Raw genomic sequence first — 16069 nt, forward strand, 5'->3', positions numbered from 1 at the left:
TCCGCAACGGGCTAAGCGTTCACGATCAGCCCAAGCTCGGCCTTCGAGGCCAGGGCGTCATGCCGGGGCAGGACGCGGACGGTGTACCCGAACGGCCCGGAGCGGTCGATCACCAAGGAACTGCTGAACAGGTGGCGCCCGTTGCCCAGGTCCTCCTTCACCTGCAGCTCCATCATGGTGATGTCGGCCAGGGTGTCGTTCTCCTCGGCCCGGCCGTAGGCCACCTCCACGCAGACATCCTCCGGTGTGAGGGCGTTCAGGGCCACGTAGGCGTTGACCTGGAGCGTGTCGCCGATCTGCGGGTCCTCGGACACGCCCACCGAATCCACGTGCTCAACGTGGACCTGCGGCCAGGCGCCGCGCACCTTGGCTGACCACGAAGCCAATGCACGGGCCTGGGCGTACGAGTTGGCGGTGGCGCTGCGGCCCGCTTCCGCTGCCGGGCGGTACAGGATGTTCACGTAGTCGCGGAGCATGCGTTCAGCGGAGACCGCCGGACCCAGGTGCGAGAGGGTGTGCTTGATCATGGACACCCAGTGCGTTGGCACCTTCTCCCTCGGCGTGGTCGAGGGACCGGCAGCGCCTGCAGCCTCGGACACCGTGCTGCCGTAGAAGCGCGGTGCCACCTGCGTTTCCAGCAGCTCATACAGCGCCGCCGCCTCAATGTCGTCCCGCTCCTCGGGGGAAGCGTCGTTGTTGGCCGTGGGAATGGCCCAGCCGTTCTCGCCGTCGTACATCTCATCCCACCAGCCGTCCAGGACGGAAAGGTTCAGGGAACCGTTCAAGGCCGCCTTCATGCCCGACGTGCCGCAGGCCTCCAACGGACGCAGCGGGTTGTTCAGCCAGACGTCGCAGCCCGGGAACAGGGTCCGGGCCATGGCGATGTCGTAGTTGGGCAGGAACGCGATGCGGTGCCGGACCTCGGGGTCATCCGTGAACCGCACCAGGTCCTGGATCATTTTCTTCCCGGCGTCGTCGGCCGGATGAGACTTTCCGGCGATCACCAACTGGATGGGGTGGTCCTTGTGCAGGAGCAGCGCCTTCAACCGCGCCGGTTCGCGCAGCATCAGGGTCAGCCGCTTGTAGGTGGGCACGCGGCGGGCAAAACCAATGGTGAGGATGTCCGGGTCCAGCACGTTGTCCGTCCAGCCCAGCTCCGCGTCGGCAGCGCCGCGCTTCTTCCAGGCCGCCCGCAGCCTGCGGCGGACGTCCTCCACCAGGGCAGCGCGCATCTCGCGGCGCAGTGCCCAGACGTCGGCGTCGCTGACGTTGTAGGCCAGGTCCCATTTGCCCAGCGCTTCGGCCTCGCTGCCAAACTGGTCGCGGGCGAGCTTGGAGATGCGGCTGTCCACCCAGGTGGGAACGTGCACGCCGTTGGTGACTGACGTGATGGGCACCTCGGAGTGGTCGAAGCCCGGCCAGAGGGCGGAGAACATGCCGCGGGACACCTCACCGTGGAGCTTGGCCACGCCGTTGGCGCGCTGGGCCAAACGCAGGCCCATGACCGCCATGTTGAAGACGGACGGGTTACCGTCCGCGTAGTTCTCCCGTCCCAATTCCAGGACACGGTCCACGGGCACGTCCGGAGCCAGGCCGGCCTGGAAGAAATGGCTGATCTGGTTGATCTCGAACCTGTCGATCCCGGCCGGGACCGGCGTGTGGGTGGTGAACACCGTGGAGGCGCGGCCCGCGGCAAGGGCCTCGTCGAAGGTCAGGGCCTCCTCCCCGGACATCAGTTCCTGGATGCGTTCGATCCCCAGGAACCCCGCGTGCCCTTCGTTGGTGTGGAACACCTCCGGCGCGGCGCAGCCGGTCAGCTTCTGGAAGGCGCGAAGGGCCTTGACCCCGCCCATGCCCAGCAGGAGTTCCTGCTGGAGCCGGTGGTCGCCGCCGCCGCCGTACAACCGGTCGGTGATGCTGCGGGCGGCGTCGTCGTTGCCCGGCACGTTGGAGTCCAGGAGGAGCAGGGGAACACGGCCGACGTCGGCCCGCCAGATGTGTGCCAGGAGCCGGCGCCCGTTGGGAAGGGGCAGGGATACCTCCAGGGCCTTGCCGTTGCCGTCGGGAGACGGCTCCCGGAGCAATGTCAGCGGCAGGCCGTCCGGATCCAGGACGGGGTAGGTCTCCTGCTGCCACGCATCGCGGGACAGTGACTGCTTGAAGTAACCGGCCTGGTACAGCAGGCCCACCCCGACGAGGGGAACGCCGAGGTCCGAGGCTGCCTTCAGGTGGTCGCCGGCGAGGATGCCCAGGCCGCCCGAGTACTGGGGCAGGACCTCGGTGATGCCGAACTCGGGGGAGAAATAGGCAATGGAAGCGGGTGCATCCGGGCCCAGGCCCTGGTACCAGCGCGGCTCCTGGAGGTACCGGTCAAGGTCCTGCTCGGCGGCGCGCACCCTCTCCACCACGGACTGGTCCGCAGCGAGCTGCTGGAATTCCTCGCGGCTGACCATGCCCAGGAAGCCGATGGGGTCCTGCCCGCTTTCCTCCCAGAGGCGCGGGTTCAGCCCCGCGAAAAGTTCCCGGGTGGGCCGGTGCCAGGACCACCGCAAATTGCTGGCCAGCCTGGCCAGGGGCCGAATGGGTTCGGGGAGGACTGTACGGACCGTAAACCTGCGGATTGCCTTCACCTGCGTCACACTAACCGACAACATGCGCCGCTGGAACCAGCTTTCGGTTTCTTTTGGGTAAATGACAGGGGCGTGAAGAAATTCGGCCGCGGCACACCGTTTTTAGTGAGCAGGCTTAGCAATCCGGGGCATTTCTCGCTAACGTCGAGCCTGTGACGACTAACTCAGGAACCAGTGCAGCATCCACCAAAATGCCCCAGCGCAGTATCACCGAGGGCCTGCGGTTCGGGCGTTTTCCGATTACCGCCGTGCAGCCCGTCGTCGAGGGCGGCAAGTTTCCGGCCAAGGCCCTGCCCGGCGAAGCCATCGTGGTGGGCGCCACCTGCTTCCGCGAGGGGCACGACCAGCTCGGCGTCAGCGCAGTGCTCCTGGACCCCTCCGGTGCCGAGCGCCAGCGCGTGCGCCTCGCGCCGCCCCGCGGGGAACGGGGCATGGGCACGGACCGTTGGGAAGGCGTGCTCACGCCGTCGGAAACGGGGAACTGGTCCTTTGCCATCGAAGCCTGGCACGACCGGTACGGCACCTGGCACCACAACGCCGAGGTGAAGATCGACGCCGGGGTCGACGTCGAACTCATGCTCGCCGAAGGTGCCAAACTGCTGGGCGAAGCATCCGCCGAGGACTTCCGGGACGACGTGGACCGGGCTGCCCTGCGGCACGCCTCTGAGGTCCTGGGTGACCAGTCCCGCAGCACGGAGGAACGGCTTGGTGCCGGGTTCAGCCAGGAAATCGCCGACGTCGTTGCCCGCCAGCCCATCCGCGAACTCGTCACCGTCTCCGAGAAGTACCCCCTGCTGGTGGAGCGGGACCGGGCCGGGCGGGGCGCCTGGTACGAGTTCTTCCCCCGGTCGGAAGGCGCCGTCAAGGACCACAACACCGGTGCCTGGACCTCGGGTAACTTCCGGACCGCGGCCAAGCGGCTGGACGCCGTCGCTGCCATGGGGTTCGACGTCCTCTACATGCCGCCGATCCACCCCATCGGCCTGCAGTTCCGGAAGGGGCCCAACAACACGCTTGTCGCCGGCCCCCACGATCCGGGTTCACCGTGGGCCATCGGAGCCAAGGAAGGCGGACACGACGCCATCCACCCCGACCTCGGATCCTTCGAAGACTTCGACGCGTTCGTGGCCCGTGCCAACGAACTGGGACTGGAAGTGGCCCTGGACCTGGCGCTCCAGGCTGCCCCTGACCACCCCTGGGTGCAGTCCCATCCGGAATGGTTCACCACCAGGGTGGACGGCAGCATTGCCTACGCGGAAAACCCGCCCAAGAAGTACCAGGACATTTACCCGCTGAATTTCGATAACGATCCCGAAGGCCTTTCGCGGGAAATCCTGCGGATAGTGCTGCTGTGGGTCAGCCATGGCGTCAAGATATTCCGCGTCGACAACCCGCACACCAAGCCAGTGTGGTTCTGGGAATGGCTCATCGCGGAAGTGGACAAAGCAGTGCCCGGCGTGGTTTTCCTCGCGGAGGCCTTTACCCGCCCAGCCATGATGCACGCACTGGGCAGGGCAGGCTTCCAGCAGTCCTACACCTACTTCACGTGGCGGAACACCAAGAAGGAAATCGAGACCTACTTCGAAGAAGTAAGCCACGAGTCCCCGGCGTTCTTCCGCCCCAATTTCTTCGTCAATACCCCGGACATCCTCACGGAATACCTGCAGTACGGCGGGCCGGCCGCGTTCCGCATCAGGGCGGTACTTGCCTCCACGGGCAGCCCGCTCTGGGGCGTGTACGCAGGCTACGAACTGTACGAGCACGTGGCCCGGCCCGGTGCCGAGGAATACATCGACAACGAGAAGTTCGAGTACAAGGCGCGCGACTGGGACGCGGCCGCCGAGTCCGGACGCTCTCTGGCCCCGTACATCACGCGGCTGAACCACATCCGGCGGGACCACCCCGCGCTGCTTGACCTCCAGAACCTGACGGTCCACAACAGCACCGACGACTCAACGGTGGTCTACTCCAAGCACAAGACCCTTCCCGACGGATCCAAGGACACCATCGTCGTGGTGGTCAACGTGGACCCGCACGTGACCAAGGAATGCAGCGTGGCCCTGGACCTGGCAGCCCTGGAACTGGACCCGCAGGACATCACGCCCGGCGGCGGCTTCTACGTTGACGACCTCCTCTCCGGCCAAAGCTGGGAGTGGGGCGAGTTCAACTACGTGCGGCTTGATCCGCACGTGGAGCCCGCCCACATCCTGAGCGTGAGGAGAACGCATCAGTGACCTTCAATCCGCAAAGTTCCGGCCACTTCACCCCTAAGAGCACCTTCGAGCTAAATGCGCCCGGCCTTCAGCATGACCCCCTGTGGTACCGCAAGGCAGTGTTCTATGAAGTGCTTGTCAGGGCCTTTTCGGATGCCAACGGCGATGGGTCCGGGGATTTCTCCGGACTCATCGACCGGCTGGACTACCTGCAGTGGCTCGGCGTTGACTGCCTCTGGCTGCCCCCGTTTTTCCAGTCGCCGCTGCGTGACGGCGGTTATGACATCTCGGATTACAACTCGGTCCTGGACGAGTTTGGCACCATCAGCGACTTCAAAAGGCTGGTGGCGGAGGCCCACGCCCGCGGCGTCCGGGTAATCATCGACCTTCCGCTGAACCACACCTCCGACCAGCACCCCTGGTTCCAGGAGTCCCGGAAGGACCCGGACGGGCCGTTCGGGGACTTCTACGTCTGGAGCGACACCGACGAAAAATACCAGGATGCCCGCATCATCTTCGTCGACACGGAGGAATCGAACTGGACGTTCGATCCCATCCGCCGCCAGTTCTTCTGGCACCGGTTCTTCAGCCACCAGCCGGACCTGAACTTCGAAAACCCCAAGGTGATCGACGCCGTCTTCGACGTGGTCCGGTTCTGGCTGGACCAGGGAATTGACGGTTTCCGGGCGGACGCCATCCCATACCTGTTCGAGGAGGAGGGCACCAACTGCGAAAACCTGCCCGCCACCCACGAGTTCCTCCGCCGGCTCCGGGAAATGGTGGATGAAAGCTACCCCGGCCGCGTCATCATCGCCGAAGCGAACCAGCCGCCCAACGAAGTGGTGGAGTACTTCGGCACCGTTGAAGAACCCGAATGCCACATGGCGTTCCACTTTCCCATCATGCCCCGCCTCTACTACGCGCTCCGCGACCAGAAGGCCGCACCCATCATCGAGACCATGCGCGACACCCCGGACATCCCTGAGGGCGCCCAATGGGGCACATTCCTCCGCAACCACGATGAACTGACCCTGGAGATGGTCACCGCCGACGAGCGCGCCGCCATGCTGGGCTGGTACGCGCCGGACCCGCGCATGCGGGCCAACATCGGCATCCGCCGCCGGCTGGCGCCGCTGCTCGACAACTCCCGGGCCGAGATCGAGCTGATCAACGCGCTCCTGCTCTCACTTCCGGGGAGCCCGTTCCTCTACTACGGCGACGAGATCGGGATGGGAGACAACATCTGGCTCGAGGACCGCGACGCAGTCCGTACGCCCATGCAGTGGAACCCGGACCGGAACGCAGGCTTCTCCCATGCGGACCCCGGCAAGCTGTACCTCCCGCCCATCCAGTCGCTGGTGTACAACTACGCCATGGCCAATGTGGAGGCTGAGGCGGCGCATTCCGGATCCCTGCTCCGCTGGACGCGGCAGATCCTGAGCGTCCGCAAGAACCACCCGGCGTTCGGGCTGGGCGGCTTCAAGCACGTGGACGCAGACCACGACGCCGTCCTGGCGTACCTGCGCGAACTCCCGGACAACAACCCCGCGGGGGCCGACTCCGAGACCATCCTGTGCGCCTTCAACCTGTCCCAGCATCCGGTCGCTGCCACGCTGCGGATTCCCGAGTACGCCGGCAGGGGCCTCCGCGATGTGTTTGGCGGTCAGGTCTTTCCCGGTATCGGCGACGACGGCACACTCACCCTGACCATCGGAAGCCACGATTTCTTCTGGCTCCGGATGCGGTCGGCGGGGTCAAGTCCCTCGTCGCCCTACACCCAGGCCATGCCCATCCTGTCGATAGAGAACTGAGATGAACCAGCCAATCCTCACTCCCGCCCTCACCGCGCTGCTCAAGGAATGGCTGCCGCAGCAGCGTTGGTTCCCGGTCAAAACCCCCGATTTCTCCATCTCACAGGCCGGCAGCCTGGGCCTGGCGGATGCCAGCGGGCACGCGGCCCTGGCCGTGTTCCTGCTCAACGTCACCACCCAGGGGCCCGACGGCGGTCAGCGCACCTCAGTGGTGCAGGTTCCCCTGAGCTTCCGGCCGGCGCCGGCCGGAGGCATGGAGCGGGCACTGGTAGGTGAAGCAGCCGGAATGGATCCCACCCGCCCGTGGGTCTACGACGCCGTCCACGACCCCGACTTCGTGGGGGCCTGGCTGGAGCTCATCCGGCAGGAAGGGAAAGCGGACAGCGGCACCGCGACCGGTTTCCGCGTGCAAGGTTCCTACCGCCTGCCCACGGCCAAGGGCGTCGTGAAGGTTCTCTCCGGCGAGCAGTCCAACAGTTCCGTCATTGTGGACGACGGCGAGTCGGCGGCGATGGTGAAATTCTTCCGGGTCCTTTCGGATGGGACCAACCCGGAAATCGAAGTGGGCGCCGCCCTGACCAAGGCCGGGACCTCCGAAGTCCCTGCCACGCTTGGCTGGGTCAGGGGGGAGTGGCTGGGGAACGGCACCCATGCCACCGGACGTACCGGCCATGGAACCCGGTACGTGCAGGGCGAGCTTGCGGTGGCCCACGAATTCCTCGCCGGCGGGCGTGATGCCTGGCGCCTGGCCGTCGACGCGGCCCGCTCCGGCACTGACTTCACCGCCGAGGCCAGGGCCCTTGGCGCCGCAACGGCCACCGTGCACAAGCGCCTGGCGGAGGCCCTGGGGCAGTCCACCGGGCCGGGCGCCGGAACGGGGGCAGTATCTGCTGTTGCACAGCGTGTCCGGACCGCCTGGGCTGAAGCGCGTGCCGCCGTCGGACCTTACGACGACGCCCTTGACGCCCTGCTGGCGAACCTGGACAAGACCCCTACCGGGCCACTGCAGCGCATCCACGGCGACCTCCACCTGGGCCAGATCCTGCAGGTCACCGGCACATCGGGGGACGGGAGCCGCTGGGCGATCCTGGACTTCGAGGGGGAACCCCTGCGGCCCATCGCCGAACGCAATGTCCCGGATGTGCCGCTGCGCGACGTCGTCGGGATGCTGCGGTCTTTCGACTACGCGGCCGGGGCAGCCCAGCGGGAGCAGGAGGGTGCACAGGTACCGGACCGCTGGGTGGACGACTGCGCCGACGCCTTCCTGGCCGGGTATGCCGCCGTCATTCCCGGAACGGTGGACCGGACCTCACCGCTGTTTGTGGCATTGTGGCTGGACAAGGCGCTGTACGAAGTTGTTTATGAAATGCGTAACAGGCCCGACTGGGTGGCGATTCCAGTAAACGCCTCCAGGCGGCTCCTGGGCAGTAACGGTGCCGGCGACTCCGCCGGCGCAGCATCGGAAGGTAACGAAATGACAGGCTCAGCACGAACTGACCGCCCGGGGGTGCCCCTGCACGTGGATGAAGGCACCCTGGGCCGGATCGCGAACGGTGAACACCACGCCCCCCACTCCGTCCTGGGCGCGCACCTGGACGACTTTGGGCATGTCACCATCCGGACCGTGAAGCACCTGGCCGAAGCAGTGACCGTGGTCACGCAGGCCGGCGAAATTCCCATGGAGCACGAAGCCCACGGTGTATGGGTTGCCGTCCTGGAACCATCGGAACAGGGGCATGTTCCCGACTACCGGCTCTCGGTGACCTACCCGGGCAAGGACCCCCTGACCGTCGATGAGCCCTACCGCTACCTGCCCACCGTGGGCGAAGTGGACCTGCACCTCATCGGGGAGGGCCGGCACGAAAAACTGTGGCAGGTGCTTGGCGCCCATGTCCGCCACTATAAGTCCGGGCTGGGGGACGTCAACGGTGTCTCCTTCGCCGTATGGGCCCCCAACGCGCAGGCCGTCCGCGTCAAGGGCGACTTCAACGCCTGGGACGGACGTGAGCACTCCATGCGCTCCCTGGGTTCCTCCGGCGTCTGGGAAGTGTTCATCCCCGGCGTCGCAGCAGGGGCCTGCTACAAGTACGAAATCCTGACGCGGGGCGGTTACTGGGTTGAAAAGGCAGATCCGCTGGCCTTTGGCACCGAGGTGCCCCCGTTGACTGCCTCCAGGGTGGTGGAGCCGTCCTACGCTTTCAAGGACGACGAGTGGATGGAAGCACGGGCCAAGCGCGACCCGCATAACTCCGCCATGAGCGTGTACGAGGTCCACCTCGGGTCCTGGCGTCTGGGCCTTGGCTACCGCGAACTCGCCCAGGAACTGGTGGAGTACGTCAAATGGCTCGGGTTCACGCACGTGGAGTTCATGCCGGTCGCGGAGCACCCGTTCGGCGGTTCCTGGGGCTACCAGGTCACGTCCTACTACGCGCCCACCTCCCGCTTTGGCCACCCTGACGAGTTCCGCTACCTGGTGGATTCCCTTCACCAGGCCGGGATCGGCGTCCTGCTGGACTGGGTTCCCGCGCACTTCCCGAAGGACGCCTGGGCGCTGGCCCGGTTCGACGGCGAGCCCCTCTACGAGCACTCCGACCCGGCCCTCGGAGAACACCCGGACTGGGGTACCTTGATTTTCGACTTCGGCCGCACCGAGGTCCGCAACTTCCTGGTGGCCAACGCGCTCTACTGGCTGGAGGAGTTCCACATCGACGGCCTGCGCGTGGACGCGGTAGCTTCGATGCTTTACCTCGACTATTCACGCCAGGAAGGCCAGTGGCGGCCCAACCGCTTCGGCGGCAGGGAGAACCTTGAGGCCATCTCCTTCCTGCAGGAAGTCAACGCCACGGTCTACAAGACCCACCCGGGCGCCGTCATGATTGCCGAGGAATCCACGGCGTTCCCGGGCGTCACCGCCCCCACCAGCCACGGCGGCCTGGGCTTCGGCCTCAAGTGGAACATGGGCTGGATGCACGATTCACTCAAGTACATCTCCGAGGACCCCTACAACCGCAGATGGCACCACGGCACGGTGACGTTCTCCCTGGTGTACGCGTTCACCGAGAACTTCCTGCTGCCCATCAGCCACGATGAGGTTGTCCACGGCAAGGGCTCCATGCTCCGCAAGATGCCCGGTGACCGCTGGCAACAGCTGGCGAACCTCCGCGCCTTCTTTGCCTACCAGTGGGCGCATCCGGGCAAGCAACTCATTTTCATGGGCACCGAGTTCGGCCAGGAAGCGGAGTGGTCCGAGCAGCACGGCCTTGACTGGTGGCTTGCGGACATCCCCGCCCACCGCGGACTGCAGCTGCTGACCAAAGACCTCAACGAGCTCTACGCAGCCACACCTGCCCTGTACACCCAGGACAACGTTCCGGCCGGCTTCCAGTGGATCAACGGGGGAGACTCGGACCGCAACGTCCTGTCCTTCATCAGGTGGGACGCCGACGGCAACCCCCTGGTCTGTGCCATCAACTTCTCCGGCGCACCGCATGTCGGCTACACCCTCGGAGTTCCGACGCCCGGGGCCTGGACAGAGGTGCTCAACACCGACCACAGCACGTACGGCGGATCCGGCGTGCTGAACGACGGGGAGCTCAAAGCAACGGATGACGGACAGGATGGCCAGCCGGCCACCCTGACCGTTACGCTTCCCCCGCTGGGTGCGGCGTACTTCAAGCCGGGAACATCAACGGCTGGCTGACCCGTCCGGCCGGTGAACTACGAAAGGCCCGGAATCCGCGTGATTCCGGGCCTTTCGGCTGCCTGTGGCGACCCCAAATGGGGCCGACTGGCGAACCGGGAAGAGTGGTGGTACAGTTTATTTCCGCGCTGCTCCACGGAGTCAGACGGAAAACCGATCCCCCAAAGCATACGCTTTGGATGATCGCGGACGCCGGTTTGACACGCGGAACGTCAGCGGGTAAGTTTGAAAAGTTGCTCCGGAGCGATCCTGAATGTTTGGTTTGGGTGGTGCCGGGTGTGTCTGTTGTTTGAGAACTCAATAGTGTGCCAAGTTTGTTGATACCGATTATGTAATGTGATTGGTTGAATTTGCCGAATCGTGCCGCCCCTGTGGTGTGGTTTGGTGTTTTTAGCTGGTTTCAAATTTTGTGCAGCCATTGGCGCCGTTATTTCCGGTGGTTTTGGTTGTGTCTGTTTTTGTTTTACTTCAACGGAGAGTTTGATCCTGGCTCAGGATGAACGCTGGCGGCGTGCTTAACACATGCAAGTCGAACGATGATGCCCACTTGTGGGTGGATTAGTGGCGAACGGGTGAGTAACACGTGAGTAACCTGCCCTTGACTCTGGGATAAGCCTGGGAAACTGGGTCTAATACCGGATATGACCTTCCATCGCATGGTGGTTGGTGGAAAGCTTTTGTGGTTTTGGATGGACTCGCGGCCTATCAGCTTGTTGGTGGGGTAATGGCCTACCAAGGCGACGACGGGTAGCCGGCCTGAGAGGGTGACCGGCCACACTGGGACTGAGACACGGCCCAGACTCCTACGGGAGGCAGCAGTGGGGAATATTGCACAATGGGCGCAAGCCTGATGCAGCGACGCCGCGTGAGGGATGACGGCCTTCGGGTTGTAAACCTCTTTCAGTAGGGAAGAAGCGTAAGTGACGGTACCTGCAGAAGAAGCGCCGGCTAACTACGTGCCAGCAGCCGCGGTAATACGTAGGGCGCAAGCGTTATCCGGAATTATTGGGCGTAAAGAGCTCGTAGGCGGTTTGTCGCGTCTGCCGTGAAAGTCCGGGGCTCAACTCCGGATCTGCGGTGGGTACGGGCAGACTAGAGTGATGTAGGGGAGACTGGAATTCCTGGTGTAGCGGTGAAATGCGCAGATATCAGGAGGAACACCGATGGCGAAGGCAGGTCTCTGGGCATTAACTGACGCTGAGGAGCGAAAGCATGGGGAGCGAACAGGATTAGATACCCTGGTAGTCCATGCCGTAAACGTTGGGCACTAGGTGTGGGGGACATTCCACGTTTTCCGCGCCGTAGCTAACGCATTAAGTGCCCCGCCTGGGGAGTACGGCCGCAAGGCTAAAACTCAAAGGAATTGACGGGGGCCCGCACAAGCGGCGGAGCATGCGGATTAATTCGATGCAACGCGAAGAACCTTACCAAGGCTTGACATGAACCGGAAAGATCTGGAAACAGGTCCCCCACTTGTGGTCGGTTTACAGGTGGTGCATGGTTGTCGTCAGCTCGTGTCGTGAGATGTTGGGTTAAGTCCCGCAACGAGCGCAACCCTCGTTCTATGTTGCCAGCACGTGATGGTGGGGACTCATAGGAGACTGCCGGGGTCAACTCGGAGGAAGGTGGGGACGACGTCAAATCATCATGCCCCTTATGTCTTGGGCTTCACGCATGCTACAATGGCCGGTACAAAGGGTTGCGATACTGTGAGGTGGAGCTAATCCCAAAAAGCCGGTCTCAGTTCGGATTGGGGTCTGCAACTCGACCCCATGAAGTCGGAGTCGCTAGTAATCGCAGATCAGCAACGCTGCGGTGAATACGTTCCCGGGCCTTGTACACACCGCCCGTCAAGTCACGAAAGTTGGTAACACCCGAAGCCGGTGGCCTAACCCCTTGTGGGAGGGAGCTGTCGAAGGTGGGACTGGCGATTGGGACTAAGTCGTAACAAGGTAGCCGTACCGGAAGGTGCGGCTGGATCACCTCCTTTCTAAGGAGCACCTACAACAACCGGTCACCAGCGCATGTTGGTGGTGTGGTGTTGTCAGGAAGCAAGCCCGTAGCACGGACGATTGTTCCGTGGCGGGTGCTCATGGGTGGAATATCAACAAATAGGTGCCTGGTGGCACGGACCATTTGCTAGTACGGATGCTCTCCTTTGTGGGGGTTGTCCTGGAACGTGGGTGGTTGGTTCTGCCGGGTAGTGTTTGGCACACTGTTGGGTCCTGAGGCAACAGGGCCGGGGTTTTTCCCTGGGTTTGTTTGTTTCTGGTTTCCCTGCCATGACGGTCCACGCACGTGTGTGTGGGGTGTGTGGTGTGGGGTTGTTGTTTGAGAACTACATAGTGGACGCGAGCATCTTGTATAAGAAGCAATTTCCAAGAATATGAACCTGGATCTGGTTCGTGCGCCTGTTGGTGTGCGGGACAGTTTTCATGGTTCTCTCGAGTGTTTTTTGTTTTTGATCTTTGTGGTCAAGTTTTTAAGAGCACACGGTGGATGCCTTGGCATTAGGAGCCGAAGAAGGACGTAGGAATCTGCGATAAGCCTGGGGGAGTCGATAACCGGACTGTGATCCCAGGGTGTCCGAATGGGGAAACCCCGCTGAGCGCGCGAGTGACTTGGTGACCCGTACCTGAACACATAGGGTGCGTGGGGGGAACGCGGGGAAGTGAAACATCTCAGTACCCGCAGGAAGAGAAAACAATAGTGATTCCGTTAGTAGTGGCGAGCGAACGCGGATCAGGCTAAACCGTTCCATGTGTGATAGCCGGCGGGCGTTGCATGGTCGGGGTTGTGGGACTTTCCGTACCAGTTCTGCCGGGCTGGTGGGGTGTGATGTGCGCGCATAGGTGAACGGTTTTGAAAGGCCGGCCAGAGAGGGTGTTAGTCCCGTAACCGTAATGTGTTTGTACCGCCTGTGAGAGTATCCCAAGTAGTACGGGGCCCGAGAAATCCCGTGCGAATCTGTCAGGACCACCTGATAAGCCTAAATACTCCCTAATGACCGATAGCGGACCAGTACCGTGAGGGAAAGGTGAAAAGTACCCCGGGAGGGGAGTGAAACAGTACCTGAAACCGTGTGCTTACAATCCGTCGGAGCCGGCTCTGTTCTGGTGACGGCGTGCCTTTTGAAGAATGAGCCTGCGAGTTAGTGTTACGTCGCGAGGTTAACCCGTGTGGGGCAGCCGTAGCGAAAGCGAGTCTGAATAGGGCGTGTGAGTGGCGTGATCTAGACCCGAAGCGAAGTGATCTACCCATGGCCAGGTTGAAGCGACGGTAAGACGTCGTGGAGGACCGAACCCACTTCAGTTGAAAATGGAGGGGATGAGCTGTGGGTAGGGGTGAAAGGCCAATCAAACTTCGTGATAGCTGGTTCTCCCCGAAATGCATTTAGGTGCAGCGTTGCGTGTTTCTTGCTGGAGGTAGAGCTACTGGATGGCTAATGGGCCCTACAAGGTTACTGACGTCAGCCAAACTCCGAATGCCGGTAAGTGAGAGCGCAGCAGTGAGACTGTGGGGGATAAGCTTCATAGTCGAGAGGGAAACAGCCCAGACCACCAACTAAGGCCCCTAAGCGTGTGCTAAGTGGGAAAGGATGTGGAGTTGCCCAGACAACCAGGAGGTTGGCTTAGAAGCAGCCACCCTTAAAAGAGTGCGTAATAGCTCACTGGTCAAGTGATTCCGCGCCGACAATGTAGCGGGGCTCAAGTACACCGCCGAAGTTGTGGCATTCACATATTTTCCAAGCCTTTGTGGTTCAGGAGTGTGGATGGGTAGGGGAGCGTCGTGTGGGCAGTGAAGCTGCGGTGTAAACCAGTGGTGGAGCCTACACGAGTGAGAATGCAGGCATGAGTAGCGAAAGACGGGTGAGAAACCCGTCCGCCGAATGATCAAGGGTTCCAGGGTCAAGCTAATCTGCCCTGGGTAAGTCGGGACCTAAGGCGAGGCCGACAGGCGTAGTCGATGGACAACGGGTTGATATTCCCGTACCGGCGAAAAACCGTCCATGTTGAACAGGGGATACTAACCGCCCGAGACCTGCCTGACACCCCTTGTGGGTGAAGGGTTTTGGTGGAGCGCGGGACCTGATCCTGGGAGGCAAGCGTATTAACAGGTGTGACGCAGGAAGGTAGCCGAGCCGGGCGATGGTTGTCCCGGTCTAAGGATGTAGGGCGAGTGGTAGGCAAATCCGCCATTCATGGTGCCTGAGATCTGATGGGACCCCCGTTTGGGGGGATTTGGTGATCCTATGCTGCCGAGAAAAGCATCGACGCGAGGTTTTAGCCGCCCGTACCCCAAACCGACACAGGTGATCAGGTAGAGAATACTAAGGCGATCGAGAGAATTATGGTTAAGGAACTCGGCAAAATGCCCCCGTAACTTCGGGAGAAGGGGGGCCCCAACCTTGATACACCTTCGCGGTGTGGAGGGGATCGGGGCCGCAGAGACCAGGGGGAAGCGACTGTTTACTAAAAACACAGGTCCGTGCGAAGTCGCAAGACGATGTATACGGACTGACTCCTGCCCGGTGCTGGAAGGTTAAGAGGACCGGTTAGCCGCAAGGCGAAGCTGAGAATTTAAGCCCCAGTAAACGGCGGTGGTAACTATAACCATCCTAAGGTAGCGAAATTCCTTGTCGGGTAAGTTCCGACCTGCACGAATGGAGTAACGACTTCCCCGCTGTCTCAACCATAAACTCGGCGAAATTGCAGTACGAGTAAAGATGCTCGTTACGCGCAGCAGGACGGAAAGACCCCGAGACCTTTACTATAGTTTGGTATTGGTGTTCGGAGTGGCTTGTGTAGGATAGGTGGGAGACGTTGAAGCCCGGACGCCAGTTCGGGTGGAGTCATCGTTGAAATACCACTCTGGTCACTTTGGACATCTAACTTCGGCCCGTAATCCGGGTCAGGGACAGTGCCTGATGGGTAGTTTAACTGGGGCGGTTGCCTCCTAAAAAGTAACGGAGGCGCCCAAAGGTTCCCTCAGCCTGGTTGGCAATCAGGTGTCGAGTGTAAGTGCACAAGGGAGCTTGACTGTGAGAGAGACATCTCGAGCAGGGACGAAAGTCGGGACTAGTGATCCGGCGGTACATTGTGGAATGGCCGTCGCTCAACGGATAAAAGGTACCTCGGGGATAACAGGCTGATCTTGCCCAAGAGTCCATATCGACGGCATGGTTTGGCACCTCGATGTCGGCTCGTCGCATCCTGGGGCTGGAGTAGGTCCCAAGGGTTGGGCTGTTCGCCCATTAAAGCGGTACGCGAGCTGGGTTTAGAACGTCGTGAGACAGTTCGGTCCCTATCCGCTGCGCGCGCAGGAAATTTGAGAAGGGCTGTCCTTAGTACGAGAGGACCGGGACGGACGAACCTCTGGTGTGTCAGTTGTACTGCCAAGTGCACCGCTGATTAGCTACGTTCGGATGGGATAACCGCTGAAAGCATCTAAGCGGGAAGCTCGCTTCAAGATGAGATTTCCATACACATTTATGTGTGAGAGGCCCCCAGCCAGACCACTGGGTTGATAGGCCGGATGTGGAAGCGAGGACTAACGACTCGTGAAGCTGACCGGTACTAATAGGCCAACAACTTACACCACACAGATACATACAAAACTCTGCTTGCGTCCACTATGTGGTTCCCAACCAACAACCCTGTTGGCGGAACCTAACAATTGAATACAACACCACCCCCTGCCCACGGGCAGGGATGT

At 62.1% G+C, this 16069-nt stretch carries 4 protein-coding genes and 2 rRNA genes; 5 read left to right on the forward strand and 1 reads right to left on the reverse strand.

All coding sequences use genetic code 11. From position 1 onward, the window contains the following. Positions 1 to 11: 11 nt before the first annotated feature. On the reverse strand, positions 12 to 2630 hold the full coding sequence (gene glgP / locus NIBR502770_RS01380) for an alpha-glucan family phosphorylase (protein ID WP_210418900.1): 2619 nt from the start codon (positions 2628 to 2630) through the stop codon (positions 12 to 14). 191 nt (positions 2631 to 2821) lie between these two features. Here glgP and NIBR502770_RS01385 point away from each other — a divergent pair, with 191 nt between their 5' ends. From NIBR502770_RS01385 to NIBR502770_RS01405, 5 genes are all read left to right on the forward strand, one after another. Beyond that, complete coding sequence (locus tag NIBR502770_RS01385) at positions 2822 to 4864, forward strand: alpha-1,4-glucan--maltose-1-phosphate maltosyltransferase (protein ID WP_141183268.1); 2043 nt, start codon at positions 2822 to 2824, stop codon at positions 4862 to 4864. Further along, positions 4861 to 6654, forward strand: coding sequence for a maltose alpha-D-glucosyltransferase (treS, locus tag NIBR502770_RS01390; RefSeq protein ID WP_141158082.1), 1794 nt, complete (start codon positions 4861 to 4863; stop codon positions 6652 to 6654). The genes NIBR502770_RS01385 and treS overlap by 4 nt, the downstream gene beginning before the upstream one ends. A 1-nt stretch (position 6655) precedes the next feature. After that, positions 6656 to 10354: a 1,4-alpha-glucan branching enzyme gene (locus NIBR502770_RS01395; protein ID WP_141180787.1), complete on the forward strand. Its 3699-nt coding sequence runs from the start codon at positions 6656 to 6658 to the stop codon at positions 10352 to 10354. Positions 10355 to 10822: 468 nt separating this feature from the next. Continuing rightward, positions 10823 to 12344, forward strand: a 16S ribosomal RNA gene (locus NIBR502770_RS01400). A 482-nt stretch (positions 12345 to 12826) separates the two neighbouring features. After that, a 23S ribosomal RNA gene (locus NIBR502770_RS01405) occupies positions 12827 to 15955 on the forward strand. The 16S and 23S rRNA genes sit together here, the layout of an rRNA operon. The last annotated feature ends 114 nt before the right edge of the window (positions 15956 to 16069 follow it).

Source organism: Pseudarthrobacter sp. NIBRBAC000502770 (assembly GCF_006517815.1).
In the GTDB taxonomy this organism is placed as follows: domain Bacteria; phylum Actinomycetota; class Actinomycetes; order Actinomycetales; family Micrococcaceae; genus Arthrobacter; species Arthrobacter niigatensis.

What these genes read in the sequence shown, in the direction of transcription:
- NIBR502770_RS01385 (WP_141183268.1), top strand. Translation starts at nt 2,822, where the DNA reads ATGCCCCAGCGCAGTATCACCGAGGGCCTGCGGTTCGGGCGTTTTCCG.
- NIBR502770_RS01395 (WP_141180787.1), top strand. Translation starts at nt 6,656, where the DNA reads ATGAACCAGCCAATCCTCACTCCCGCCCTCACCGCGCTGCTCAAGGAA.